Here is a 24,979-nt window from a genome sequence, read left to right on the forward strand (position 1 = left end):
GCCTCAATGGCACGGGAACGCGGAGCTGTGTCGGGTATCGTGCGCGGCGTTGTGCACCGCTTCAATGTGCGAAAAGCCGGCGAAATAGACCAGGCTCGCACCCAGGATCGACGCAAACACGGCGGCGGTCAGGCGTTGAGACAGGGTCGTGGTGGTGCTGGCGGTGCTCTTGTCGGCGTGGCTGCCGGTGCTGCTGATGATCGACATGGCGCATCCCTCTGGTCTGTCAGTGGGTGAATAGAGCGCATGGAAGACCCCTGCGAACGGGCACGCAGAGGTTCAAACAGCGCCCGCCCACCGCGGGTTTGTTATTCAGTGATCGTAATGGTCACTTTGTGTTGCGGGCCGGTCTCCGGGCTCACGAGGGGTCAAGGCTTGCGCCTGAACCTGCAAGCGTCACCTTCCCATGCCGAACTGCTGGCACAGTGGATCTGACGCTCCGCTCGCTTACCGTTGCGGGGGCAGCACCGGACTGACATGGCTTTGAGTAAAGCACATGATTTACCGGTTTCCCGTTTCACCCTGTGAAGGGCACCCGTAACAAGGCGTGTAGGAGAGCATGGGCGGGGCGGGGTAGTCAATTGGCATGGTTTCTCGTTTGGTTGATCGTTCCCACGCTCTGCGTGGGAATGCCTCAACGGACGCTCCGCGTTCGGCTGCGAAGGGACGCAGAGCGTCCCGGGCTGCATTCCCACGCAGAGCGTGGGAACGATCATTGGGCAGGTCAACGATTGACCCGCCCCCACACGATGCGTAGCCTTGCGCTTTCGAGGTTCTTCGGCGTTTGCCGAAGCTAAGAAGGGAACGCGGTCGATGCCGCGGCTGCCCCCGCAACTGTGAACGGTGATGTTCGCTGCCACGCCACTGCAAACCCTGCACAACGGGTTCGCGGGAAGGCGCAGCGAATGCCAGTCTGCCATTGGCACACCGTCAGCCAGGAGACCTGCCTCGACACAGATTCTCACTACAACCGGGCGGGGTGATCCGGTGGCGAACTCTTCCGCGCGCGCATCCGTCGCAGCGATTGTCGTCCCGTATGCCCGCCACCTTGCCAAAGGGCATCCGATGAAAACACTGGCCAAACTTCCCGTCACCATCGTTACCGGCTTCCTCGGCTCGGGCAAAACCACCTTGCTGCGGCACATGCTCGACAACGCTCAGGGTCGCCGCATCGCGGTGATCGTCAACGAGTTCGGCGAACTGGGCATCGACGGCGAAATCCTCAAGCAGTGTTCCATTGGCTGCACTGAAGAAGAAGCCAACGGCCGCGTCTACGAACTGGCCAACGGCTGCCTGTGCTGCACCGTCCAGGAAGAGTTCTTCCCGGTGATGCGCGAATTGGTGGCGCGTCGCGGCGACCTCGACCACATCCTCATCGAAACCTCTGGCCTGGCGCTGCCAAAGCCTCTGGTTCAAGCCTTCCAGTGGCCGGAAATTCGCAGCGCCTGCACCGTTGACGCGGTGATCACCGTGGTCGACAGCCCGGCCGTCGCTGCCGGCACCTTTGCTGCCTTCCCGGACCAGGTCGATGCCCAACGCAAACTCGACCCGAACCTGGATCACGAATCGCCATTGCACGAGCTGTTCGCCGACCAACTGGCCAGCGCCGACCTGGTGATCCTCAACAAGGCCGACCTGATCAGCCCTGAAGACCTGGCCCGGGTGCGCCTGGAAGTCGCCGAAGAATTGCCGCCAGCCGTCAAAGTCATCGAAGCCAGCAGCGGCCGCGTGCCACTGGACGTGCTGATCGGCCTTGGCGCCGGCTCCGAAGAACACATCGACAGCCGTCACAGCCATCACGACCACCACCATGAAGGCGAAGACGATCACGACCACGATGCGTTCGATTCGATCTCCATCGAACTGCCGCAAGCCGACGAAAGCCTGCTGCTGGACGCGCTGACTCAACTGGTGGTCCAGCACGGCATCCTGCGGGTCAAAGGTTTCGCTGCCATCCCGAACAAACCGATGCGCCTGCTGATCCAGGGCGTGGGGACGCGTTTCGACAAGCATTTCGACCGTCAGTGGGGCGCCGCCGAAGCGCGCACCACGCGTCTGGTGCTGATCGGCCAGGAACTGGACGCTGTCCTGCTTGAAGCGCAATTGCGCGCCGCGCTCAGCGTGTAAGCCATGCACCTGCTCAGGACCCAGCCCGGCGGTTTCGTGTCGGATGACAATATTGCCGACCTTGGACAAACCCCCGCCGAGCTGGTGATCCTGTGCAGCGGCGATTCCAGCCTCGCGCTGCTCGCCGAAGCGGCGCAGCAGCTGCCGGACGATTACCCCAGCGTGCGCCTGGCCAACCCGATGCAGGTGCAGAACCATGCCTCGGTCGATCTGTACGTCGACGAAGTGCTGCGCCACGCCAAGGTGATTCTGATTTCGCTGCACGGTGGCATCGCCTATTGGCGCTACGGCGTCGAACGGCTGGTGCAACTTGCGGAGCAGGGTGTGCAGCTGATTCTGGTGCCGGGCGATGATCGCCCGGACCCGGAACTCAGCGACCTGAGCACCGTCCCCGCGGAAGACCGCGATCGTCTCTGGCAGTTTTTGCGTCAGGGCGGCATGAACAATGCCCTGGATTTTTTCCGCTGCCTGGCCAATCGCTGGCTGGCCCGCGATTATGTTTGGGCCGAGCCGCAAACCCTGCCGCGCACGGCGATTTACCACCCGCAAAAAAGCCCCGCCGACCTTGAAGACTGGCAAGCCGACTGGCGAGCCGATCAGCCGGTGACGGCGGTGCTGTTTTACCGCTCGCATTTACAGGCAGCGAACACTGCGTTTATCGATGTGTTCTGCCAGCGTTTGCAGGCAGCGGGGTTGAACCCGTTGCCCATTGCCGTGGCCAGTTTGAAAGAGCCCGGCTGCCTGACAGTGGTCGAGGACCTGCTGGACCACGTCTCGGCTTCGGTGATTCTCAACACCACCGGTTTCGCCCAGTCCAGCCCCGAAGCCCCGCACCTGCGACCGTTTCGTCGCAACATCCCGGTGATTCAGGCGATCTGCGCTCAGGACAACGAGCCGGGTTGGCGTGCCAGTGAACAAGGCCTCGGCCCGCGTGACTTGGCCATGCACATCGCGCTGCCGGAGCTGGATGGCCGGATCATCAGCCGGCCGATCAGCTTCAAGGACCTCGCATGGCGCAGTGAGCGCAGTCAGTCGGACGTGGTCTGCTATCGCGCGCAGCCTGAACGCATGGATTTTGTCGCTGAACTGGCGCGGCGCTGGATCGATCTGGCACGCCTGCCAAACAGCGAAAAACGCATTGCGCTGATCCTCGCCAACTACCCGACTCGCGATGGGCGCATTGGCAATGGCGTCGGTCTCGACACCCCGGCCGCCGCGCTGAACATCCTTCGCGCGCTGCATCAAGAAGGTTATCCGCTGCCGGCCGACTTGCCCGAAAGCGGCACCGCGCTGATCCAGCTATTACTCGGCGGCGTCAGCAACGACCTCGATACCCTCGACCAGCGTCCGTGTCATCAGAGCCTGGCGCTGGACGATTACAACCGGATGTTCAACGCCTTGCCCGAGACCAATCGGCAAGCGGTGCTGGAACGCTGGGGTTCGCCCGACAATGACCCGATGTTCCGTGGCGGGCGGATGATGATCGCCGGACTGCGTTTCGGCCTGACCTTCGTCGGCATCCAGCCGGCGCGCGGTTATCAGGTTGATCCGAGCGCGGTGTACCACGACCCGGACCTGGCGCCGCCCCACGGCTACCTGGCGTTCTATTTCTGGCTGCGCAATACCTACGGCGCGCACGGCGTCATTCACGTCGGCAAGCACGGCAACCTCGAATGGCTGCCGGGCAAAGGCGTCGGTCTGTCGGAAAACTGCTGGCCTGATGCATTGCTCGGGCCACTGCCGAATATCTATCCGTTTATCGTCAACGACCCGGGCGAGGGCGCCCAGGCCAAGCGCCGAACACAAGCGGTGATCATCGATCACTTGATGCCGCCGCTGACCCGCGCCGAAACCTACGGTCCGCTGCGCAACCTCGAACTGCTGGCCGACGAGTATTACGAAGCGCAAATGCTCGATCCGCGCCGTGCCCGTGAATTGCAGCGCGACATCCTGCAACTGGTGCGCGACACCCACATCGATCGCGAGCTGCAGCTGGACGAGAAGCTCGACAGCGATGCCGATGCGGCGATCTGGCTGCCGCGACTGGATACGTACTTGTGTGACTTGAAAGAGTCGCAGATCCGCGATGGCCTGCACATCTTTGGCGAATCGCCGACCGGACGCTTGCGCATCGATACGTTGCTGGCGTTGCTGCGTATTCCCCGTGGCGATGGCCGTGGCGCGCAATCAAGTTTGTTGCGGGCGTTGGCCAAGGACTTCGCGCTGGGCTTCGATCCGCTGGACTGTACGCTGGCCGAACCCTGGACCGGACCGCGTCCCGTTGAACTGCAATCACTTAACGATGAAGCCTGGCGTACGGCGGGTGACACCCGCGAACGCCTCGAACTGTTCGCCGCCCAACTGATCTCGCAGACATTAAACCAGCCTCAAGCCACCCCGATACCCTGTGGGAGCGGGCTTGCTCGCGAAAGCGGAGTGTCAGTCGATATTGATTTACCTGACTCACCGCTTTCGCGAGCAAGCCCGCTCCCACAAAAGGCCGGTTTGTCGGACGTCAGCGCCATCATCGACAGCCTGCGAGACGTCGTCGCCCCGCGCCTGGACGCTTGCGGCCCGGCGGAAATGCGCGGCTTGCTCGATGCCCTGAGCGGTCGTTTCGTCCCGGCCGGCCCCAGTGGCGCACCCAGTCGCGGTCGCCTGGACGTGCTGCCGACCGGGCGCAATTTCTATTCGGTGGACGTGCGCAACCTGCCGACCACCACCGCGTGGCGCATCGGTTTCCAGTCTGCCAACCTGATTCTCGAGCGGCATTTGCAAGACCACGGCGATCACTTGCGCCAGCTCGGCCTGTCGGTCTGGGGCACCGCGACCATGCGCACCGGCGGTGACGACATTGCCCAGGCGATGGCGCTGATGGGTGTGCGCCCGGTCTGGGCCACGGGCAGCCAGCGGGTCGATGATTTCGAAATCCTGCCATTGAGCCTGCTCGATCGCCCGCGCGTGGACGTGACCTTGCGCGTCTCGGGATTTTTTCGCGATGCCTTTGCCAACCTGATTCGTCTGTTTGACGCGGCGGTGCAAGCGGTCGCCGCCCTTGATGAGCCGGACGACCTCAACCCGCTGGCCGCCAAAGTGCGTGCCGAGCGTGAAGCGTTGATGCACTCGGGGCTGGATGAAGAGGCGGCCAAACGGCAGGCCGGTTGGCGCATCTTCGGCGCCAAACCCGGTGCTTATGGCGCCGGCGTGCAGGGTGCCATCGACGGTCGGTTGTGGCAAAGCCGCGAGGACCTGGCCGAGGTTTACCTCAATTGGGGTGGCTACGCTTATGGTGGCTCCGATGAAGGCACCGCCGCCCGGACACAATTCGCCCAGCGCCTGAGTCAGGTTCAGGCCGTGCTGCAGAACCAGGACAATCGTGAGCACGACTTGCTCGACTCCAACGACTATTACCAGTTCCAGGGCGGCATGCTCGCCGCCGTGGAAAGCCTTAGCGGCGAAGCGGCCGCCAGTTATCACGGCGATCACAGCCAGCCGGACTTGCCGAAGATTCGCACGCTCAAAGAAGAGCTGAACCGGGTGATCCGCTCCCGTGCGGCCAACCCCAAGTGGATCGACGGCGTGAAGCGTCACGGCTACAAAGGGGCCTTTGAACTGGCGGCGACGGTCGATAACCTGTTCGCCTTCGATGCGACGACGCAACTGATCGACGATCATCAATATGCGTTGCTGGCGGACGCCTATTTGCTCGATCCGGCGACTCGGGACTTTGTGCGTGAGCATAATCCGGCTGCATTGCGCGACATGACCGAGCGCATGCTCGAGGCGCAGCAGCGGGGGATGTGGAAGGCGCCGGGCGAGTACCGCGAGGCGCTGGAGAATTTATTGCTGGATATAGAAGAAGACAGCTGACGCGCTTGAACTGTGGGAGCGGGCTTGCCCGCGAAGAGGCCGTGTCAGTCGCCATCCATGTGAATGAAATATCGCTATCGCGGGCAAGCCCGCTCCCACAGGGGTACAAGTGCCTCTGACATTTTGATGATGGATCAGCGACCATGACCGAGATTTAATGATGACCGACACCCCGCATTTCCCGCTCTGTGCCGTGGTCGGCGCCGATGACTTGAAGCTCGCCTTGTGCCTGACCGCCATCGACCCGAAAATCGGCGGCGTGCTGATCGAGGGCCCGCGTGGCATGGCCAAGTCGACCTTGGCTCGCGGCCTCGCGGACCTGCTCGCCAGCGGTCAATTTGTCACCTTGCCCTTGGGCGCCACCGAAGAACGGCTGGTCGGCACCCTCGACCTCGACGCCGCGTTGAGCGAAGGACGGGCGCAATTTTCCCCCGGCGTATTGGCCAAGGCCGATGGCGGCGTGCTGTACGTCGATGAAGTCAACTTGCTGCCCGATCACCTCGTGGACCTATTGCTCGACGTGGCTGCCAGCGGCACCAACCTGATCGAGCGCGATGGCATTTCCCATCGGCATTCGGCGAAGTTCGTCCTGATCGGCACCATGAACCCGGAAGAGGGTGAACTGCGTCCACAATTGCTCGACCGTTTCGGCTTGAACGTCGCCCTAAGCGGCCACACCGCACCGGCAGAACGTGGCCAGATCATCCGTCGACGGCTGGATTTCGACAGCGATCCGCAAGCGTTCTGCGCGCAGTGGGAAAGCCAGCAGCAATCGCTGCGCGAACGTTGCCAGACGGCGCGTGACACGCTGATGAGCATCCCACTGGATGACGAAGCGCTGGCGCAGATTACCGAGCGCTGCTTTGCCGCTGGCGTCGATGGTTTGCGCGCCGATCTGGTCTGGTTGCGCGCCGCCCGGGCCCATGCCGCATGGCGCGGGGCAAACTCCATCGCCGAGGAAGACATCGACGCCGTCGCCGAGTTTGCCTTGCGCCATCGCCGTCGCGAGCATTCAGCTCCGGCACCGCAAAACAATCAGCCTCCCTTCGCACAAGCGTCCAACCCCAGCCCCAGCGAAGGCCAGGGCCAATGGGGCGAAATGCCCGCCCAGGCGCTGCCGGTCGGCGCACGACGTGAAGTGCCGAGCTGGCCAAAAAAGCCCTAGGCATTCGCCCTCGATCTGACGCGGGGGCGAATGCCAGACCCCGCGCAGGACGCCTCGCCAACGGTAAACAGGGCAGGCGTCACGCCGCGCGCAGCGGCACGATCGATTGGCCTGGCACCTTGCTCAAGGGGCGTCCGCGTCAGCATGAAGATCTGCTGTTCCACCAGCGCACCCGGTTCCCCCATGAACTGTGGCTGGTGATTGTCGATGCCTCGGCCTCGACCCGACGCCATCAAGCGTTGAGCGATGCCAAGGGCTTGCTCGCGCAACTGTTCGACGACGCTTACCGACAACGCGCACGTCTGGCGTTGCTCACCGCCAGTGGCAACGTACCGACATGGCAGGTGCAAGGTTTGAAAGCCTCGATGAGCCTGCGCGCCTGGCTGGATGGCTTGGGCGCGGGCGGCGGTACGCCGTTGCTGGCGGCGCTGGGGGAGGCGGGCCGTTGGTTGGCGACACGGCAGAAGCGCTTCCCGGCGGAGCAGCAAAGGCTGGTGCTGGTGACCGATGGACGGGTCAAAGAATGGCCCGTGCTGTCGGTGCTGGAGTGTCCGGGGCTGCTGATTGATATTGAGCGAGGTCCGATTCGGCTCGGTCGGGCAAAACAGCTGGCCGCGGCGCTGGCAGCGGATTATCGGCACATTGATGAGCTGATTTCGGTCTGACTGTTATGCCGCTTAAGGTCCCATCGCGGGCAACTCGAAGCGCCGCTCCCACAGGATTTTGTGACCGCCAGAGATCCAGTGTGGGAGCGAGCCTGCTCGCGATGGGGTCGACGCATTATTCAGCGAAACCAATTAGTCCGCGCCAGCTCTATCACCTCATCCCCACGCCCGCTCATGACCGCTTTGAGCATGTACAAACTGAAGCCCTTGGCCTGTTCCAGCTTGATGGTCGGGGGCATCGCCAGTTCCTGAGTCGCCGTCACCACATCGACCAACACCGGGCCGTCATGGGCCAGCGCACGGCGCAACGCCGGTTCCAGCGCCTCGGAATCTTCGACACGAATCCCGAGAATGCCCATGGCGTTGGCCATCGCGGCGAAGTCTGGATTGTGCAGGTCCGTGCCGGTATCGAGCAGCCCGCTGGATTTCATTTCCATGGCGACGAAGCCCAGTGAGGCATTGTCGTAGACGATGATTTTCACCGGCAGCTTCAACTGCGCCAACGAGATGAAGTCACCCATCAGCATACTGAAACCGCCATCGCCGGACAGTGAAATGACCTGCCGGTCCGGGAACGCCGCTTGTGCACCGATCGCCTGGGGCATGGCGTTGGCCATCGAGCCGTGATTGAACGAGCCCAGCAGTCGGCGCTTGCCATTCATTTTCAGATAGCGCGCGGCCCAGACAGTCGGCGTGCCGACGTCGGCGGTGAAGATCGCATCGTCATCAGCCAGTTCGCTGAGCAAACGCGTGAGGTATTGCGGATGAATCGGCCGACCCGGCGATGAGGGTTGAGCCAGGTCATCAAGACCCTGGCGGGCCTTTTCATAGTGCTTGAGCGAGGACTCGAGAAAGCTCCGGTCACCCTGATAAGGCAAGCGAGGCAGAAGCGCCGCAAGGGTTTCGCTGACATCCGCGACGATGCCCAAATCCAGTGCCGTGCGGCGCCCCAGGGCCTGCGGGGCGTGATCGATCTGAATGATGGTCGCGTCTGTCGGGTAGAACTGGCGATAGGGAAAGTCAGTGCCGAGCATCACCAACGTGTCGCAGTTGAGCATCGCGTGATAGCCGGAGCTGAAACCGATCAATCCGGTCATGCCGACGTCGAACGGATTGTCCCACTCCACGTGCTCCTTGCCGCGCAATGCGTGCACCACAGGCGCACCCAGCGCATCGGCCAACGCCACCACTTGATCGTGAGCGCCCGCGCAACCTGCGCCGCACATCAGCGTCACGGCTTTGCTCTGGCTCAACAATTCGACCAGCCGATCGAGGTCCTGAGGCGCAGGCAAGGTGCGCGGTTTGGAAAGCGCTGGCCAGGGCTTGAGATTGTCTTCGACTTCTTGCAGGGCGACGTCACCGGGAATCACCACCACCGCGACGCCGCGATTGAGAATCGCGCTGCGCATCGCACGGTGCAGCACCTGGGGCATCTGCGCCGGGTTGCTCACCAGTTCAACGAAGTGGCTGCACTCCTTGAACAGTTCCTGCGGATGAGTTTCCTGAAAGTAATTCAGGCCGACTTCTGATGAAGGAATCTGCGCTGCGATGGCCAACACCGGCACATGGTTCTTGTGGCAATCGAACAGCCCATTGATCAAATGCAAATTGCCCGGCCCGCAACTGCCGGCGCACACCGCCAGTTGCCCGGTGACTGCCGCGTCGGCACCGGCGGCGAACGCCGCGACTTCTTCGTGACGCACGTGCATCCACTCGATGCTGTCCATGGTGCGCAGGGCTTCAGTCAGGCCATTGAGGCTGTCGCCTGTCAGGCCCCAGATGCGTTTGACGCCGGCCTGTTCAAGGGTGGTTGCCAGTTGCTGGGCAATGGTGATTTTCGCCATGGGGTGCTCCAGTGATCAGATGAATTGTCCTCGGAATAAGAAGAGGACAACCCAACGGCAACCATGACTCACCCTGATTTGCTTTTACTTGGCCATCGCCTGCCGGTACTGGCGCGTGCGCCGGGCGATGTACACGCGATCGAGGATCAGTGCCCAGACTGCCGAAACGTCAGGTCGAGGCTTGCGTCCACGGCTCAGGCGTTGCAGCTGGAACTTCACCACGGCCATGCTCGCCAGTGCGGCCAACGGTTTGCGTTTCCAGCGGATTGGCGGCAATTGCGGATGGCTGTTTTGACCTGTGCGCCAGTGTTTGACCAACTGCGGTTCGAGGGCCAGCGCGGTGCCGATCCCGGCCATGGCGATGCCGCTGTCGAGCACCTGTTCGACGATGGCCAGGCGCCGGATGCCGCCGGTGACCATGACCGGCATCCGCGCCACGCTGGCCAGTTCACCGGCCATCTCCAGAAAGTAAGCTTCTCGCGCCAACGTCCTGCCGTCACGGGCTTCGCCCTGCATGGCCGGGGCTTCGTAGCTGCCGCCTGAAAGCTCCAGCAAATCGATGGGTTGATCGTTGAGCCACTGGATCACTTGGCGGGCATCGTCGGCATCGAAACCGCCACGCTGGAAGTCCGCGGAATTGAGTTTGACCGCCACGCAAAACTGCGGCGACACGGTTTGGCGCACGGCGCTGACCACCGCCAGCAACAGGCGCGCACGATTTTCCAGGGTGCCACCCCAGCGGTCAGTGCGGCGGTTGGTCAAGGGGGAGAGGAACTGGCTGATCAGGTAACCGTGCGCCGCATGGATCTGCACCCCGGTGAACCCGGCCTTTTCTGCCAGGGCAGCGCTGGTGGCAAAGCGTTGGATGACCTCGGCAATGTCACTTTCAGACATCGGTCTGGGCTCGGCGAACATCTTGGAAAACGAACCCAGGTCGAGCGCCACCGCCGATGGCGCCAACGCTTGTTGTCCCAGGTTGGCCATGGTCTGGCGCCCGGGGTGATTGAGCTGCATCCAGAACTGCGCGCCACCGGAGCGGCCGATGGATGCCCACTCACGGAACCGCCCCAAATCGCGTTCGTCCTCCAGCACCACACCACCGGGGCCGGTCATGGCGCGGCGGTCGATCATCACGTTGCCTGTCAGCAACAGACCCGCTTCGCCCTCTGCCCAGGCCTGATACAGCTGAAACAGCGCCTTGGACGGCGCTTGACGGGCATCGGCGAGGTTCTCTTCCATCGCGGCTTTGGCGATGCGATTAACGAGGGTCTGGCCGTTGGGCAGATTCAACGCTTGGAAGGGCGACATGCTTGACTCCTCATCAGTAAAGCGAAGAGGCTAAGCTTAAAGTTAACTTTAATGTCAAGCAGTCAAATGAGGCCGTGATGAAGATTGGTGAATTGGCGCGGTTGAGTGGCTTGAACGCATCGCGCATTCGGTTCTACGAGGTTCAGGGCTTGATTCCCCAAGTGGAGCGCCTGCCCAACGGATATCGGCGTTACCCACCGCAAGTGTTGCAAACCCTGAAGATCATTCAGTGCGCGCAGCAGGCCGGGTTCAGCCTCGATGAGCTGAAGCTGCTGTTGCCGGACAGGGTGACGGGCGCGTTTGATCACGATGAACTGGTGGCGAGCCTGGGACGCAAAGTCGAACAGATTGAAGCGATGCAACTGCACCTGGCCCAAAGCAAGGCGCAGTTGCTGGGGTTGATCGAAAACATCCAGGCGAAACCTGAAGGGATGGCCTGCGATGCGAATGCCAAGCGAGTGTTGGCGTCGCTCAAGCATTAGTTCTGGTCGATGCAGCTGTCGCCATAGGCTTGGTAACGCAAGGTGTGGGTGACGTTACTGGTGTCGATGTAGGTCATCTCCCGGGTGCCGATGCCGCAATAATCGCCATTGGTCATGTTGAGGACTTTGGCGATCTTCAGGGGCGTCGAATACGTGTAGTCCTCGACGTTCGACGTGCTGGCGTTGTCGACGGAAGCAGCGGCCGCAACGCCACTCAGGGTCATCAGGAACAGGGCGGGCAGAAGGCTTTTCATGATGGGGCTCTCGTGGTGGCTACTGAACGATTTCAGTGGCAGTACGACGAGCCCCGTTTTGGTTTATTCCAGGCTCAGGGCAGTATTTTTCTGTGCCGGAATCGGGTTACGCATCAACGTGCCCACCACCACCGCGCCCAGTAACGCGAGCAAACCGGCGACCAGAAGCAGCAGGCTGAAACCGCCGACGAACGCCTGGCGCGCCAACGGCTCGACCAGTGGACGTGCCGCTTGCGGCAGCATGTTCAGGGCGGCGCTCATGTCCCCGGCGACCACCCGCGAGGCAATGCCTTGTGTTTGACTGAGCCATTGCGCGCCCTGCGTCGACAGGCTGGTGCGCAGCAACAATTCGGTATGGCTGGACAGCAGCGCGCCGAACACACCGATGGCCAACACGATCGCGCTGAAACGCATGGTGGTGCTCATGCCCGACGCCATCCCTGTGCGTTCGCGGGGCACGCAGGCCATGATGTTTTTTTGCGTGTCGCCGTTTAAAAGGCCGGCACCAGCCCCTGTCACCGCAATCGCCAGTGCGAAGGGCAAGTAGCCGCCACTGCTGACGGCCCAGGCGCTGAGCAGGTTGCCGCTGCCCACCAGGGTCAAACCGGCCGCCATCAATGTCGCGGGCTCATAGTGATGGGCGAGCCGAGCGCCGATTCGCGGGCACAACAGCATCGTCGCGGCAAACGGCAACATCCCTAGCCCCGACGCGATGGCCGAGAAACCCAGTCCGTTTTGCAGGTAGAACGGCAGCAGCGTCATCATCACTTGGGCGCAACCGGCGTAGGCGAACATGCCGAGCAGGGCGCCGATGAAACGCGGATGCCTGAACAATTGCAGGTCAACCATCGGCCGCGCCTGCATCCGTTCAATCAGCACAAACACTCCCATCAGCACCGCGCCGCCCAACAGCCGGGCGTAGGTGGTCGGGTTGCTCCAGCCGATCCGGTTGGCCTCGATCAAGCCCCAGATCAGGCACAGCAAACTCGCACTGAACGCCAGACTGCCCCAAGGATCGAGTCGCGCTGACTGCGGGTCGCGAGACTCCGGCACCGCGCGCCAGACCATGACCATCAACAACACGCCCACCGGCAGGTTGAGGAAGAAGATCCAGCGCCAACCCACGTATTCGGTGATCAGCCCGCCGATTGTCGGCGCGGCGGTCATCGCCAGGCCCATGCACGCGCCCCAGAACGCCCAGGCCTTGGCCCGTTCCACTTCATCGTGAAAGGTATGACCGATCGAAGCGAGGGCCGAGGTCAGCAACAATGCCGCGCCGACACCCTTGATCGCCCGCGCGATGTCGAGGAACAAGGCAGTGGGCGCCGCGCCGCAACCGATGGAGGCGAGGATGAAAATGCCCAGGCCACAGAGCAGGGTTTTCTGCCGGCCAAAACGATCGGCGAGGCTGCCCGCCGGTAGCAACAGCGCGGCGAAGGCCAGCATGTAGGCGCTGACCACCCATTCGATGTCGGCAAAGTTGGCGCCCAGGTCGCGCGCGATGGTCGGCAGGGTGACGGCGACGATGTTGGTGTCGAGGACGATCAGCGAGCAGACGCCGGAAGCCGTCAGCAGTGTCAGGCGGGGGCTGACCCGGCTCATAGTGCGATTGCCTGTTGGGCAAGGCTGTCGACGGCAATAGCGGCGAGGGGTTTGACATACATGGCGTTGGCTCTCTACTGTGCTTGCAACGAGCTTATCGCGGTCGATTGTCGGCTTTATTAGCCTGGCATCGGGACTTCATTACCTTTGAGCAAATGCACCCATGGACATACGGCATTTCCGCTACTTTCTGGCCGTTGCCCGGCATGGCAACTTTACCCGCGCCGCCGAACAACTGGGCATCGCGCCGCCCACCTTGACTCGACAGATCCAGGACATGGAGCGCGAACTCGGCACGCGGCTGTTCGTGCGCCAGACCCGTGAAGTCAGCCTGACCGAAGCCGGCGCCGCCCTGGTGATCGAAGCCGAGGCGACGGTGCGGCAATTCGAATACGCCCAGCACAACGCCCAACGGGCAGGACGTGGAGATATTGGCCATATCGAACTGGGTTACGTAGCGTCGGCGGTGTACTCCGGGCTGCTGCAAAAACAGGTGCAGGCCTTCAGTCGCGAGTGTCCCGACGTGAGCCTGAACGTTCGGGAAAGTCCCATGGTCTCGTTGCCGGCAATGGTGGCGGAGGGACGATTCGATATTGGGTATGTCCGCTCACCCATGACCCTGCCGGATAGCCTGGAAGCCATTCGCCTGGACGCAGAAGGCTTTGTGCTGGCGCTTTCTACCGAGTCCTGGCTGTGTCGACTGCCGGAGATCGCTCCCGAGCATTTGCAGAGCGAGACGTTCATCCTGCCGGAACAAATCAGCGGCACCTTGCAAGTCGCCGCTGAGGGCGGATTCGCGCCGAAACTGGGGGCGCAGCCGGGCGGGCTGGTGGCGGTGATTGCCCTGGTGTCATTGGGGCAGGGCGTGGCGGTGGTGCCGGAGTCGGTGGTCGGGCATGTCGGATTGCCCGGCGTGGTGTACCGGACCATCAAAGGCTGCGCGGCGACGTCGTGGTTGTCGCTGATTTATCGGCGGTTCGAGAAATCGGCGGCGGTGGCCAGGTACATCGAGCAGTCCAGGAAGCCTTGAGAGCAAAGCTTCACCAACATGTGGGAGCGAGCCTGCTCGCGATAGCGATCTCTCCAATCACAACAAATGCCACAGATTACCGCCAGCTCCCACGGCTCAAACGCGACGTGGCGCGAGGCACAGTACACACCCGGCGCAACGTCTGGCGCAACCACATCAAGTCGTGAATCTGTTCGCGCTTCACCGCTGTCGGTCTCACCTTGCCGATGTGCAAGGCGAAATCTTGCGCCAAGGTGTCCTCGGTGCCGATCCCCTTGAGCTTTTTTACCAACTTCCCCTCTTTATAAAACAGCACGGTCGGTGAACCGGTGACGCACGGATGCCGAGGCGACTCGCCTATGTCGAGCATATAAATGTGCGCGAAATGCCGATATGCCTCGGCGATCCTGCGAAAGATCGGCCCGGCCATTTCGCAGGCGGGACAATATTGACTGCTGAAATAAAGAATCACCGGACGCCAGGTTCTCAGGGCCTTGCGATAGACCGGGGCCAGAGGGGGTTGGCTGAGATTCGAGCTCATTGAAAATCTCCTTTTCACAACGACATCGAGTGTTCGTAGACGGTAAAGGAGTGTGCGGGGGTGGGTCTACTGTCAGAAATTACAGGTAGTGATCTGCATCATTTTGAATCGCTATGCCCTGATTGTGGTGCAAGTACCCGTGCGTTGTGGCCAACGGTAGCGTTTTTTGAAGGTTGCGATTGGTAACGTCGATTCGAACCTTGAACCCATCCTTTTGATTCAAAACACTTTTCAATCCCCCCTACATTCCCCCCGCAACCTGTGGCACACTTTCTGCTGTCTATTCCGTTGTTACACACCAATGTCCGGTATAACGGAATACACATCACCCTGGAGTGCTTGCCATGCATCGCCGACCTTCCTTGTTAAAAGCGTGTGTTTTTGTTCTCGCGGCTTCTGCCGCTGCCATGGGTATGGCCCAGGCGGCGGACAGCAAGCTCGATAGCGTGCTGGCCCGCGGCAAATTGATTGTGGGCACGGGCAGTACCAATGCGCCGTGGCATTTCCAGGGAGCGGATGGCAAGTTGCAGGGGTTTGATATCGACATCGGGCGCATGATCGCGAAGGGGTTGTTCAACGATCCGACCAAGGTCGAGTTCGTGGTGCAGTCTTCCGATGCGCGGATTCCCAACCTGCTGACCGACAAGGTCGACATCAGTTGCCAGTTCATCACCGTCACCGCCAGCCGCGCCCAGCAAGTGGCGTTCACGCTGCCGTACTACCGCGAAGGCGTCGGCCTGTTGTTGCCGGCCAACAGCAAGTACAAGGAAATCGAAGACCTCAAGGCCGCCAACGACAGCGTGACCGTGGCCGTGTTGCAGAACGTGTACGCCGAGGAGCTGGTGCACCAGGCGCTGCCCAAGGCCAAGGTCGATCAGTACGACAGCGTCGATTTGATGTACCAGGCCGTGAACTCCGGCCGTGCCGACGCAGCGGCCACCGATCAGTCGTCGGTGAAATACCTGATGGTGCAGAACCCAGGCCGCTATCGCAGCCCGGCCTACGCCTGGAGCCCGCAAACCTACGCCTGCGCGGTTAAACGCGGCGATCAGGACTGGCTGAATTTCGTCAACACCACCCTGCATGAAGCCATGACCGGCGTTGAGTTCCCGACTTACGCGGCGTCCTTCAAACAGTGGTTCGGCGTCGAGCTGCCTACCCCGGCCATCGGTTTCCCTGTCGAATTCAAATGATCCCGTGAGAGCAGGGCGATGCTCAATCGCCCCGCTCAAGGTACTGCTGACCATGAACTATCAGTTGAACTTTGCCGCCGTATGGCGCGATTTCGACACCTTGCTGGCGGGGCTCGGTCTGGGTCTTGAACTGGCACTGGTGTCGATCGCCATCGGCTGCGTGATCGGCCTGATGATGGCGTTTGCTTTGCTTTCAAAGCACCGCGCATTGCGGGTGTTGGCGTCGGTGTATGTGACGGTGATCCGTAATACGCCGATTCTGGTGTTGATTCTGTTGATCTACTTTGCCTTGCCGAGCCTGGGCATCCGCCTGGACAAGATTCCGTCGTTCATCATCACCCTGTCGCTGTATGCCGGGGCGTACCTGACCGAAGTGTTCCGGGGTGGCTTGTTGAGTATTCCCAAGGGGCAGCGTGAAGCCGGACTCGCCATCGGGCTCGGTGAATGGCAGGTCAAGGCGTACGTCACGGTCCCGGTGATGCTGCGTAATGTGCTGCCGGCCTTGTCGAACAACTTCATTTCGCTGTTCAAGGACACCTCGCTGGCGGCGGCGATCGCCGTGCCGGAGCTGACCTATTACGCGCGCAAGATCAATGTCGAAAGCTACCGGGTGATTGAAACCTGGCTGGTGACCACAGCGCTCTATGTTGCGGCCTGTTACCTCATTGCCATGATGCTGCGTTACCTCGAGCAGCGTCTGGCGATCCGCCGATAGGAGGCCCTCATGTACGAATCACCCAGTTGGCTGCATGAGTTATGGGTTGCCCGCGAAGTGCTGTGGCAAGGCTTTTTGACCAGTGTGCAGGTCTCGGCGCTGGCGATATTGCTGGGCACGCTGGTCGGCATTGTCGCCGGTCTGGTGCTGACCTACGGCAATGTCTGGATGCGCGCGCCGTTTCGTTTTTATGTCGACATCATTCGTGGCACGCCGGTGTTTGTGCTGGTGCTGGCCTGCTTCTATATGGCGCCGGCGCTGGGCTGGCAGATCAGTGCGTTTCAGGCCGGTGCCTTGGGGCTGACATTGTTTTGCGGCTCTCACGTCGCCGAGATCGTGCGCGGCGCATTGCAGGCATTGCCCAGCGGCCAGATGGAAGCGAGCAAAGCCATCGGCCTGACGTTTTATCAGTCGCTCGGTTACGTGCTGTTGCCCCAGGCGCTGCGGCAGATCCTGCCGACGTGGGTCAACTCATCGACCGAGATCGTCAAGGCCTCAACCTTGCTATCGGTGATTGGTGTGGCCGAGTTGCTGCTCAGCACGCAGCAGATCATTGCCCGCACGTTCATGACCCTGGAGTTTTACCTGTTCGCCGGATTTCTGTTTTTCGTCATCAACTACGCCATCGAATTACTCGGCCGGCACATTGAAAAGCGGGTGGCCTTGCCATGACTCAACCTTCGCTCTCTAACGCAAAAGATCCTCAAAACGGTCAGGCCCTGCTGGACATTCGCGGCCTGCACAAACAATACGGCAAGCTCGAAGTGCTCAAGGGCGTCGACCTGACCATGCAGCGCGGCAACGTGGTCACGCTGATCGGTTCCAGTGGCTCGGGCAAGACCACGCTGCTGCGCTGCGTGAACATGCTCGAAGAGTTTCAGGGCGGGCAGATCATGCTCGACGGCGAGTCCATCGGCTATGACGAGGTCAACGGCAAACGCGTGCGGCACCCGGAAAAGGTCATTGCCCGGCATCGCGCGATGACCGGCATGGCGTTTCAGCAATTCAACCTGTTCCCGCACCTCACCGCGTTGCAGAACGTCACCCTGGGCTTGCTCAAGGTCAAGAAGCTGCACAAGGACGAGGCCGTTGCCCTGGCAGAAAAGTGGCTGGAACGCGTCGGCCTGCTGGAGCGGCGCGATCACTACCCGGGCCAGCTGTCCGGCGGCCAGCAACAGCGCGTGGCGATTGCCCGGGCGATTGCGATGAACCCCAGCCTGATGCTGTTCGACGAAGTCACCTCGGCCCTCGACCCGGAACTGGTTGGCGAAGTGCTGAACGTGATCAAGGGATTGGCCGAAGATGGCATGACCATGCTGCTGGTGACCCACGAGATGCGCTTCGCGTTTGAGGTCTCGGACAAGATTGTTTTCATGAATCAGGGGCGGATCGAAGAGCAGGGGCCTCCCAAGGAACTGTTCGAACGCCCGCAATCACCGCGTCTGGCAGAGTTTCTCAAGAACACGCGGTTCTGATTTTTTTCAAAAGCATTTTCACGATTCAATCAGGAGAAACACTCATGAGCATCACTCGTTACGGCACCGGCAGCACCGCCGCTGGCGGTCAACCTCGCCCTTTCGCCCGCGCCGTTGAAGCCGATGGCTGGCTGCACGTGTCCGGGCAGGTGCCGGCATTGGATGGCGAGATCATCATCGGTGGCATCGTCGAGCAGACCCACCAGACCATGAAGAACCTGATCGCGATTCTCGAAGAGGCCGGTTATGGCCTGGAAGACGTGGTGCGTGCTGGCGTGTGGCTGGAGGACCCAAGGGATTTCACCAGTTTCAACAAGGTCTTCTCCGAGTATTTCAAACCCGAACACGCCCCGGCCCGGGCCTGCGTGCAGGCGAACATGATGGTCGATTGCAAGGTCGAGATCGACTGCATCGCTTACAAGAAAAAGGCCTGAAGCTGAATACTGATCGTTCCCACGCTCCGCGTGGGAATGCCTCACCGGACGCTCTGCGTCCGCTTCTGGGACGCAGAGCGTCCCTGGCTGCATTCCCACGCAGAGCGTGGGAACGATCAATAGCGGTAAACTCCCCGGCGAATTTGTATGGGAACCACAGAAATGACCGAAGACACCATCAAGCGCCGGGCACGCGGTCTGGACCGGGCGTTCGATATCCTCGATTTCCTCAAGGAAGTCGGCAAACCGCTGCGCCCGAACGAAATCGCCAGCGGCATTGGCAGCCCGAAATCCACGGTCTACGAACTGGTCGCCTCGCTGCTGGAACGACGGATTCTGGAACCTGTGGGCAAGGACGGTCATGTTTACCTCGGCCGCCAGCTGTACTTCCTCGGGCAGGCGCACTTGCGTCATTTCGACCTGACCCGCGAGGCCGATCACGCCTTGCAGGAAATCGTCAGCCAGACCCATGAAACCGCGCAGATGTGCCTGCTCAACGGGCGTAAATACACGGTGGCGTTGATGAAGGAGGGCGAGCGGCATTTCCGCATTTCCTCCGACATCGGCGAGAACGCGCCGATTCCCTGGACCGCTTCCGGGCGCCTGTTACTGGCGCACTTGAGCGATCAGGAAATCATCAACTTGATCGATCACGACGACTTCATCCTGCCCAACGGCGAACGCCTGCCGCTGGAGCAATTTCTCGGTGAAATCCGTCAGGCGCATATCGATGGTTTTTTCTCCTTCGATAGCGTCGCCGACACCTTCACCCATTGCTTCGCTGCCCCGGTCAAAGACCCGAGCGGCGTGGCCATTGCGACCCTGTGCATCGTCGCCCCGCGCGCCGATGCAAAAAACAATTACAACGACTATCGCCGGGTGCTGATCGACAGCGCCAATAGCCTCGCCCGGCGCATCAACGAATAACCGCGGCTGCCTGCGGCCGCGAATGTGAGGAGTTCGACCATGTCTACTGCCCAAAATACTGCCGCTGTGGAAAAGGGCTTTGCCCAGACCGGCGCCAACCTGGTACGCGATGTCAGCCTGCCTGCATTGGTGCTGCATCGCGATGCGCTGGAGCACAACATTCGCTGGATGCAGGCGTTTGTCAGCAACAGCGGCGCCGAACTCGCGCCTCACGGCAAAACCAGCATGACGCCGGCATTGTTCCGCCGCCAACTCGACGCCGGCGCCTGGGGCATCACCCTGGCCAGCGCCACACAGACCCGTGCCGCCTATGCCCACGGCGTGCGCCGGGTGCTGATGGCCAACCAACTGGTCGGCACACCAAACATGGCGCTGATCGCCGACCTGCTGGTCGACCCGACATTCGAGTTCCACTGCATGGTCGATCACCCGGACAACGTCGCTGACCTCGGGGCGTATTTCGCGTCTCGCGGTGTGCGCTTGAACGTGATGATCGAGTACGGCGTGGTCGGTGGACGTTGCGGTTGCCGCACCGAAGAGGAAGTGGTCGAGCTGGCCAAAGCCATCGGCGCCCAGCCAGCGTTGGCATTGACCGGTATCGAAGGTTATGAAGGCGTGATCCACGGTGATCATGCAGTCTCGGGCATCCGCGCCTTCGCCGGGTCGCTGGTGCGTCTGGCCGTGCAGTTGCAGGACAGTGGCGCTTTTGCGATTCCCAAACCGATCATCACGGCATCCGGGTCGGCCTGGTATGACTTGATTGCCGAAGAGTTCGAAGCGCAGAACGCCAGCGGACGCTTCCTCAGCGTGTTGCGCCCTGGCAGCTATGTCGCGCACGACCATGGCATCTACAAAGAAGCGCAATGCTGCGTGCTCGATCGTCGCAGTGATCTGCACGAGGGGCTGCGCCCGGCACTGGAAGTCTGGGCCCATGTGCAGTCATTGCCTGAGCCGGGTTTTGCGGTGATTGCCCTGGGTAAACGTGACGTCGCCTACGACGCAGGGTTGCCGGTGCCGTTGCTGCGTTACAAGGCCGGTGTCGTGCCGGCAAGCGGCGACGATGTCAGCGCGTGCAAGGTGACGGCAGTGATGGACCAGCACGCGTTCATGACCGTGGCCCCGGGGATTGAGTTGCGTGTGGGCGACATCATTTCGTTTGGTACCTCCCACCCGTGCCTGACGTTCGACAAATGGCGCACCGGGTGTCTGGTGGATGAGCAGCTGAATGTCATCGAAACCATGGAAACCTGTTTCTAAGCCTCTAGACCGAGGTGCGGCCATCGCGAGCAGGCTCGCTCCCACATTGGAATGCATTTCCCTGTGGGAGTGAGCCTGCTCGCGATGGCGGCCTACCAGACAACATCGCAACACCAGAGACCCATGACAATGACCAGCATCAGCACCCTCGGCCCCCACACGCCGCGCATCGCCCTGATCGGCGAGTGCATGATCGAACTGCAACAGCGCGCCGACGGCAGCCTGCAACAAAGCTTCGGCGGCGATACCTTGAACACCGCGGTCTACTTATCCCGGGAACTGGGCTCAAGCGGTGTCGTCGATTACGTCACCGCCCTGGGCGATGACAGTTTCAGCGATGCCATGTGCCAGAGCTGGGCGAGCGAAAACGTCGGACTGGGCATGGTCCAGCGCCTGCCCGGGCGATTGCCCGGTTTGTACTGCATCCAGACCGATGCCGCTGGCGAACGGCGTTTCCTGTATTGGCGCAATGAAGCGGCGGTGCGCGATTGCTTCACCACCCCGGCCGCCGCACCGATCCTGGCGGCATTGCCGGATTACGACGTGCTGTACTTCAGCGGCATCACCCTGGCGGTGCTCGGTGCGCAAGGCCGAGAGAGGTTGCTGGAAACCCTGATCGAAGCCCGACAGCGCGATGCGCGGATCGTGTTCGACAACAACTACCGGCCACGTTTGTGGACCTCGGTCGAAGAGGCGCGAGCGGCGTATCGCAGCGTCCTGCCTTATATCGACCTGGCATTGTTGACCGTTGATGATGAGCAGGCGTTGTTTCACTTTTCCGATTGCGCGGCGGTGTTTGCCGCTTACGAGCAGATCGGCACGCCGGAAGTGGTGCTCAAGCGCGGCGCCGAGGCCTGTTTGATTCAGTGTGATGGCGAGTCGTTCGAGGTGCCTGCGCAGAAGGTCGAGCGAGTGGTCGACACTACGGCGGCGGGAGATTCGTTCAGTGCGGCGTATCTGGCCTGTCGGCTCAAGGGCGGGAGCCCGGTGGAAGCGGCCGAGGCCGGGCATCGATTGGCGAGTCGGGTGATTCAGGTGCCGGGGGCGTTGATCCCTAAGTAAGGGATTAATGGCCGTCTGCTTCGCAGTCGGATCGCGAGCAGGCTCGCTCCCACAGGGGTTTTGTGAGTTGCCAAAGATTGCAGCCACACAACAAACCTTGTGGGAGCGAGCCTGCTCGCGATTGGGCCCTAAAGCCAACCCCATCAATCCCGGTAAAACACCTGCACCAGGTGATACCCAAACTTGCTCTTGATCGGCCCATGCACCACCCGCAACGGTTTTTTGAAGATCACCGCATCGATCACACCGACCATTTGCCCGGGGCGCACTTCGCCCAGGTCGCCGCCGCGTTTGCCGGATGGGCAGGTGGAGTACTTCTTGGCCAGCACATCGAAGGCTTCGCCCTTGGCGATGCGTTGTTTGAGCTGCTCGGCTTCTTCCGAGGTTTTCACCAGAATATGGCGGGCTTGAGCTTTCATTGGCGGTACCTTGCAACGGTGATGGCTATGTTGGTGCCAGCGTGGGGCGCGCGATTATGCCTCAACTCACTCCGGTTGGCCGATCATCGTGCGAATCTTGTTGGCCAGCAGATCGATGGAAAAGGGCTTGGCGACCATGTCCATGCCTTCTTCCAGGAACCCCTGGCGTTCCGCCGCCTTCTGCGCATAACCGGTCATGAACAGCACTTTGAGGGCCGGCCGATGCTGGCGAGCGATTTCCGCCAGTTGTCGACCGTTCATTCCCGGCAGGCCGACATCGGTCACCAGCAGATCGACCCGCAGGTCGGACTCAAGCAAGGGCAGGGCGGCCTTCGCATCTTCGGCTTCGTGGGCGTGATAACCCAACTCGTTGAGTAGATTGAGCACCAGCATGCGCACCGCCGGGTCGTCCTCCACCAACAACACGGTTTCGCCGGCAATCGCTGGCGGCGTCTCGCCAGGCGATGGCATCAGGACGTTTTGCGGTTCCAGGACGTGCAACCGTGGCAAGTACAACCGCACGCTGGTGCCCTCTCCCGGCACGCTGAACAGGCTGACGTGACCGCCTGATTGCTGGACGAAACCATAGATCATCGACAACCCCAGGCCCGTGCCCTGGCCGATGGGTTTGGTGGTGAAGAACGGGTCGAAGGCCTTGGCCAGCACCGAAGGCGTCATTCCGGTGCCGTTATCGCTGACGGCAATCATCACGTAATCCCCGGCCTTGACCGGTTCCAGGGTGGTGATGTCAGTGCCGTCGAGGTAAATGTTGGCGGTTTCAATCAGCAATTCGCCGCCATCGGGCATGGCGTCCCGGGCGTTGATGACCAGGTTGAGCAAGGCGTTTTCCAGTTGGCTGACGTCGGTGCTGATCGGCCACACCTCGTCGGCCAATTGCAGCTTGAGTTCAATGTGATCGCCTTTGGTGCGACTGAGCAGATCTTCCAGCGAATGCACCAGTTCGTTGGCGTTCAGCGGCTTGCGATCCAGCGACTGGCGCCGGGAGAACGCCAGCAGACGATGGGTCAATGCGGCCGCGCGATTGGCCGAAGATACCGCAGCTTCGGTGAAACGGCCGATTTCGGCGGCGCGCCCGTCAGCGATGTAGCGCTGCATCAGGTCGAGGCTGCCGATGATCCCGGTGAGCATGTTGTTGAAGTCATGGGCGATGCCACCCGTGAGCTGGCCGACCGCCTCCATCTTCTGTGCGTGGCGCAACGCCTCTTCAGCGCGCTCGCGTTCGACCATTTCGTTTTGCAGCTTCTGGTTGGCTTCGGCCAGTTGCCGGGTACGCGCGGCGACCCGCTCCTCAAGGGTTTCGTTGAGGTTGCGCAGGGCTTCTTCGGTTTGTTTGCGCTCGGTTTCATCGATCACAAAAATGTAGAAACCGTTCACGGCGCCGTCCGGACCATGGCGCGGCAGGTAATTCATCAGCGCGTGGCGCAGACTTCCGTCGCGGTGCGGCGTACTGATGCTGAAACAGCAAGTTATGCCGGACAGTGCCTGGGCAATGTAGTCGGCGCGCAAGGCATAGGCTTCTTCGCCCAGCACTTCACGGATGGTTTTGCCATACAGCTCCTGAGGCGTCAGGCCGTACCAGTCGAGGTAGGCAGCGTTGTTGAGGCGAAAGCGTTCCTCGCTGTCCACGTAGCTGATCAGGATCGGCATGGCGTTGATGATCAATTGCAGCTCGGTCTGGCTCTGACGCAAGGCCTGTTCGGTGTGTTTGCGCTCGGTCAAGTCCAGTGCGGCGCCGAGAAAACGGATCGGCCGGCCATGGTGGTCCTTGTAGCAACGACCCCGGGCAAACACCCAGCGCTGCTGCCCATCGGGCTGCAACAAGCGATATTCTTCGGCGTACTCGGTGCCTTGGGTGATGCAGTGCTTGATGCTACGGGCAATCATCCCCCGGTCCTCCGGGTGCACACCCTGAAGGTATTCAGTGATCGGCAATTGACCGGCCAGCGCCGGATCGACGCCATGCAACTGGGCAAAATGCGCGTCGGCTATGAAGCGGTCCTCGCCAATGTCCCAGTCCCAGGTGCCCACGGCGTCGGTCGCGGCCAGCGCCAATTGCAGGCGCTGTTCGGTTTCCTGCTGGGCCTTGAGGCTGGCGGCCGAGCGTTGTTCGAGCTCCAGGGCGATGCGTCGGCGTTCGTTGGTTTCGATGGCCGTGACCAGAATTCCGGCAACCTCGGCGCTTTCATCGCGGATCGGGCTGTAGGTCAGGTCGAGCCAGAAGTCCGAATCCCGCCCATCGCGTTGCAGGGTAAAGCGTTGTTCGCTGTAGGTTCGCACCTGGCCTTGTAGGACGGCGCTGTAAATAGGGTCGGTAAAGTCTTCGAGTTCTGGCCAGATCTGGTGCGTCGGTTGTCCGAAAGCGTGTGGATGCTTGCTGCCTGCGAGCAGTGCGAAGCCGTCGTTATAGATCTGCGTCAGCTGCGGGCCCCACAGCAACAACATCGGCATCGGCGAATGAATCACGATGTCCACGGCGGTGCGCAGGCTCTGTGGCCAGGTACTGGCAGCGCCCAGCGGGGTGCTTGCCCAGTCCAGTCTGGCAATCAAGGCCTGGGCATCGCTGCCCGTCGGTGATGCGTTCATCTAATTGTCCTGCACTTAAGTCGGTG

General features: G+C 61.4%; 22 protein-coding genes and 2 riboswitches. Of the genes, 14 read left to right on the plus strand and 8 right to left on the minus strand.

Annotated elements, in window-relative coordinates; genetic code table 11:
- Positions 1-3: 3 nt before the first annotated feature.
- Positions 4-207 carry a CbtB-domain containing protein gene (locus K5K95_RS24015; protein WP_222586429.1) on the minus strand — a complete coding sequence of 68 codons (204 nt, stop codon included), beginning with the start codon at positions 205-207 and terminating at the stop codon, positions 4-6.
- 118 nt (positions 208-325) lie between these two features.
- Positions 326-554, minus strand: a riboswitch (cobalamin riboswitch).
- Positions 555-753: 199 nt separating this feature from the next.
- Positions 754-966: riboswitch (cobalamin riboswitch) on the plus strand.
- 99 nt (positions 967-1,065) lie between these two features.
- Here K5K95_RS24015 and cobW point away from each other — a divergent pair.
- The 4 genes from cobW to K5K95_RS24035 all read left to right on the plus strand — a co-directional run bounded on the left by cobW (position 1,066) and on the right by K5K95_RS24035 (position 7,827).
- Positions 1,066-2,127 (plus strand): cobalamin biosynthesis protein CobW, encoded by a 1,062-nt coding sequence (gene cobW, locus K5K95_RS24020; RefSeq protein WP_090183439.1) that lies wholly within the window; start codon positions 1,066-1,068, stop codon positions 2,125-2,127.
- A 3-nt stretch (positions 2,128-2,130) separates the two neighbouring features.
- Positions 2,131-5,997: a cobaltochelatase subunit CobN gene (gene cobN / locus K5K95_RS24025; protein WP_222586430.1), complete on the plus strand. Its 3,867-nt coding sequence runs from the start codon at positions 2,131-2,133 to the stop codon at positions 5,995-5,997.
- Between the two features lie 160 nt (positions 5,998-6,157).
- Positions 6,158-7,162, plus strand: a complete 1,005-nt coding sequence (locus tag K5K95_RS24030) for an ATP-binding protein (RefSeq protein ID WP_222590407.1) — start codon at positions 6,158-6,160, stop codon at positions 7,160-7,162.
- Between the two features lie 119 nt (positions 7,163-7,281).
- Positions 7,282-7,827, plus strand: coding sequence for a vWA domain-containing protein (locus tag K5K95_RS24035; protein WP_222586431.1), 546 nt, complete (start codon positions 7,282-7,284; stop codon positions 7,825-7,827).
- Between the two features lie 119 nt (positions 7,828-7,946).
- Here K5K95_RS24035 and poxB read toward each other — a convergent pair whose 3' ends face one another.
- Complete coding sequence (gene poxB, locus K5K95_RS24040; protein WP_222586432.1) at positions 7,947-9,671, minus strand: ubiquinone-dependent pyruvate dehydrogenase; 1,725 nt, start codon at positions 9,669-9,671, stop codon at positions 7,947-7,949.
- 84 nt (positions 9,672-9,755) lie between these two features.
- On the minus strand, positions 9,756-10,979 hold the full coding sequence (locus tag K5K95_RS24045; protein WP_222586433.1) for an NADH:flavin oxidoreductase/NADH oxidase family protein: 1,224 nt from the start codon (positions 10,977-10,979) through the stop codon (positions 9,756-9,758).
- Positions 10,980-11,056: 77 nt separating this feature from the next.
- On the opposite strand from K5K95_RS24045, the gene K5K95_RS24050 reads away from it, so the two are divergent.
- The gene (locus tag K5K95_RS24050; RefSeq protein ID WP_222586434.1) at positions 11,057-11,461 is read left to right on the plus strand and encodes a MerR family transcriptional regulator; all 405 of its coding nucleotides are present in this window, start codon (positions 11,057-11,059) and stop codon (positions 11,459-11,461) included.
- Here K5K95_RS24050 and K5K95_RS24055 read toward each other — a convergent pair.
- Both K5K95_RS24055 and K5K95_RS24060 read right to left on the minus strand, forming a co-directional pair.
- Positions 11,458-11,715 carry a DUF2790 domain-containing protein gene (locus K5K95_RS24055; RefSeq protein ID WP_222586435.1) on the minus strand — a complete coding sequence of 86 codons (258 nt, stop codon included), beginning with the start codon at positions 11,713-11,715 and terminating at the stop codon, positions 11,458-11,460. The genes K5K95_RS24050 and K5K95_RS24055 overlap by 4 nt on opposite strands.
- 63 nt (positions 11,716-11,778) lie before the next feature.
- A complete protein-coding gene (locus K5K95_RS24060; protein WP_222586436.1) occupies positions 11,779-13,317 on the minus strand; it encodes an MFS transporter in 1,539 nt (512 codons plus the stop codon).
- A gap of 163 nt (positions 13,318-13,480) precedes the next feature.
- Between K5K95_RS24060 and K5K95_RS24065 the strand changes: the two genes are divergently transcribed.
- The gene (locus K5K95_RS24065; RefSeq protein ID WP_222586437.1) at positions 13,481-14,347 is read left to right on the plus strand and encodes a LysR family transcriptional regulator; all 867 of its coding nucleotides are present in this window, start codon (positions 13,481-13,483) and stop codon (positions 14,345-14,347) included.
- A gap of 76 nt (positions 14,348-14,423) precedes the next feature.
- Here the strand turns inward: K5K95_RS24065 and K5K95_RS24070 are convergent, their stop codons facing one another.
- Positions 14,424-14,867 (minus strand): thioredoxin family protein, encoded by a 444-nt coding sequence (locus tag K5K95_RS24070; protein ID WP_222586438.1) that lies wholly within the window; start codon positions 14,865-14,867, stop codon positions 14,424-14,426.
- A gap of 344 nt (positions 14,868-15,211) precedes the next feature.
- Here K5K95_RS24070 and K5K95_RS24075 point away from each other — a divergent pair, with 344 nt between their 5' ends.
- From K5K95_RS24075 to K5K95_RS24110, 8 genes are all read left to right on the plus strand, one after another.
- The gene (locus tag K5K95_RS24075; RefSeq protein WP_222586439.1) at positions 15,212-16,060 is read left to right on the plus strand and encodes a transporter substrate-binding domain-containing protein; all 849 of its coding nucleotides are present in this window, start codon (positions 15,212-15,214) and stop codon (positions 16,058-16,060) included.
- 52 nt (positions 16,061-16,112) lie between these two features.
- Complete coding sequence (locus K5K95_RS24080; RefSeq protein ID WP_008015908.1) at positions 16,113-16,775, plus strand: amino acid ABC transporter permease; 663 nt, start codon at positions 16,113-16,115, stop codon at positions 16,773-16,775.
- Positions 16,776-16,784: 9 nt separating this feature from the next.
- A complete protein-coding gene (locus K5K95_RS24085; RefSeq protein ID WP_208668001.1) occupies positions 16,785-17,447 on the plus strand; it encodes an amino acid ABC transporter permease in 663 nt (220 codons plus the stop codon).
- A complete protein-coding gene (locus K5K95_RS24090) occupies positions 17,444-18,250 on the plus strand; it encodes an amino acid ABC transporter ATP-binding protein (protein WP_090183459.1) in 807 nt (268 codons plus the stop codon). The genes K5K95_RS24085 and K5K95_RS24090 overlap by 4 nt, the downstream gene beginning before the upstream one ends.
- A gap of 44 nt (positions 18,251-18,294) precedes the next feature.
- Complete coding sequence (locus K5K95_RS24095; RefSeq protein WP_222586440.1) at positions 18,295-18,684, plus strand: RidA family protein; 390 nt, start codon at positions 18,295-18,297, stop codon at positions 18,682-18,684.
- 162 nt (positions 18,685-18,846) lie between these two features.
- Positions 18,847-19,611 (plus strand): IclR family transcriptional regulator, encoded by a 765-nt coding sequence (locus K5K95_RS24100; RefSeq protein ID WP_222590408.1) that lies wholly within the window; start codon positions 18,847-18,849, stop codon positions 19,609-19,611.
- 39 nt (positions 19,612-19,650) lie between these two features.
- Complete coding sequence (locus tag K5K95_RS24105; protein ID WP_222586441.1) at positions 19,651-20,868, plus strand: amino acid deaminase; 1,218 nt, start codon at positions 19,651-19,653, stop codon at positions 20,866-20,868.
- 129 nt (positions 20,869-20,997) lie between these two features.
- Positions 20,998-21,930 carry a sugar kinase gene (locus tag K5K95_RS24110; protein WP_222586442.1) on the plus strand — a complete coding sequence of 311 codons (933 nt, stop codon included), beginning with the start codon at positions 20,998-21,000 and terminating at the stop codon, positions 21,928-21,930.
- Positions 21,931-22,073: 143 nt separating this feature from the next.
- On the opposite strand, the gene K5K95_RS24115 is transcribed toward K5K95_RS24110, so the two are convergent.
- Positions 22,074-22,349 carry a peptidylprolyl isomerase gene (locus K5K95_RS24115; protein WP_007898282.1) on the minus strand — a complete coding sequence of 92 codons (276 nt, stop codon included), beginning with the start codon at positions 22,347-22,349 and terminating at the stop codon, positions 22,074-22,076.
- 66 nt (positions 22,350-22,415) lie between these two features.
- A complete protein-coding gene (locus tag K5K95_RS24120; RefSeq protein ID WP_222586443.1) occupies positions 22,416-24,953 on the minus strand; it encodes a PAS domain-containing protein in 2,538 nt (845 codons plus the stop codon).
- Positions 24,954-24,979 lie beyond the last annotated feature (26 nt).

The sequence above is a fragment of the Pseudomonas sp. DR48 genome, from assembly GCF_019823085.1.
Classification (GTDB): domain Bacteria; phylum Pseudomonadota; class Gammaproteobacteria; order Pseudomonadales; family Pseudomonadaceae; genus Aquipseudomonas.

Bases quoted from the DNA above. Each gene is read 5' to 3' on its own strand.
- K5K95_RS24015 (WP_222586429.1), bottom strand. From the start codon at position 207: ATGTCGATCATCAGCAGCACCGGCAGCCACGCCGACAAGAGCACCGCC.
- cobW (WP_090183439.1), top strand. From the start codon at position 1,066: ATGAAAACACTGGCCAAACTTCCCGTCACCATCGTTACCGGCTTCCTC.
- cobN (WP_222586430.1), top strand. From the start codon at position 2,131: ATGCACCTGCTCAGGACCCAGCCCGGCGGTTTCGTGTCGGATGACAAT.
- K5K95_RS24030 (WP_222590407.1), top strand. From the start codon at position 6,158: ATGACCGACACCCCGCATTTCCCGCTCTGTGCCGTGGTCGGCGCCGAT.
- poxB (WP_222586432.1), bottom strand. From the start codon at position 9,671: ATGGCGAAAATCACCATTGCCCAGCAACTGGCAACCACCCTTGAACAG.
- K5K95_RS24045 (WP_222586433.1), bottom strand. From the start codon at position 10,979: ATGTCGCCCTTCCAAGCGTTGAATCTGCCCAACGGCCAGACCCTCGTT.
- K5K95_RS24050 (WP_222586434.1), top strand. From the start codon at position 11,057: ATGAAGATTGGTGAATTGGCGCGGTTGAGTGGCTTGAACGCATCGCGC.
- K5K95_RS24055 (WP_222586435.1), bottom strand. From the start codon at position 11,715: ATGAAAAGCCTTCTGCCCGCCCTGTTCCTGATGACCCTGAGTGGCGTT.
- K5K95_RS24060 (WP_222586436.1), bottom strand. From the start codon at position 13,317: ATGAGCCGGGTCAGCCCCCGCCTGACACTGCTGACGGCTTCCGGCGTC.
- K5K95_RS24065 (WP_222586437.1), top strand. From the start codon at position 13,481: ATGGACATACGGCATTTCCGCTACTTTCTGGCCGTTGCCCGGCATGGC.
- K5K95_RS24070 (WP_222586438.1), bottom strand. From the start codon at position 14,867: ATGAGCTCGAATCTCAGCCAACCCCCTCTGGCCCCGGTCTATCGCAAG.
- K5K95_RS24075 (WP_222586439.1), top strand. From the start codon at position 15,212: ATGCATCGCCGACCTTCCTTGTTAAAAGCGTGTGTTTTTGTTCTCGCG.
- K5K95_RS24080 (WP_008015908.1), top strand. From the start codon at position 16,113: ATGAACTATCAGTTGAACTTTGCCGCCGTATGGCGCGATTTCGACACC.
- K5K95_RS24085 (WP_208668001.1), top strand. From the start codon at position 16,785: ATGTACGAATCACCCAGTTGGCTGCATGAGTTATGGGTTGCCCGCGAA.
- K5K95_RS24090 (WP_090183459.1), top strand. From the start codon at position 17,444: ATGACTCAACCTTCGCTCTCTAACGCAAAAGATCCTCAAAACGGTCAG.
- K5K95_RS24095 (WP_222586440.1), top strand. From the start codon at position 18,295: ATGAGCATCACTCGTTACGGCACCGGCAGCACCGCCGCTGGCGGTCAA.
- K5K95_RS24100 (WP_222590408.1), top strand. From the start codon at position 18,847: ATGACCGAAGACACCATCAAGCGCCGGGCACGCGGTCTGGACCGGGCG.
- K5K95_RS24105 (WP_222586441.1), top strand. From the start codon at position 19,651: ATGTCTACTGCCCAAAATACTGCCGCTGTGGAAAAGGGCTTTGCCCAG.
- K5K95_RS24110 (WP_222586442.1), top strand. From the start codon at position 20,998: ATGACCAGCATCAGCACCCTCGGCCCCCACACGCCGCGCATCGCCCTG.
- K5K95_RS24115 (WP_007898282.1), bottom strand. From the start codon at position 22,349: ATGAAAGCTCAAGCCCGCCATATTCTGGTGAAAACCTCGGAAGAAGCC.
- K5K95_RS24120 (WP_222586443.1), bottom strand. From the start codon at position 24,953: ATGAACGCATCACCGACGGGCAGCGATGCCCAGGCCTTGATTGCCAGA.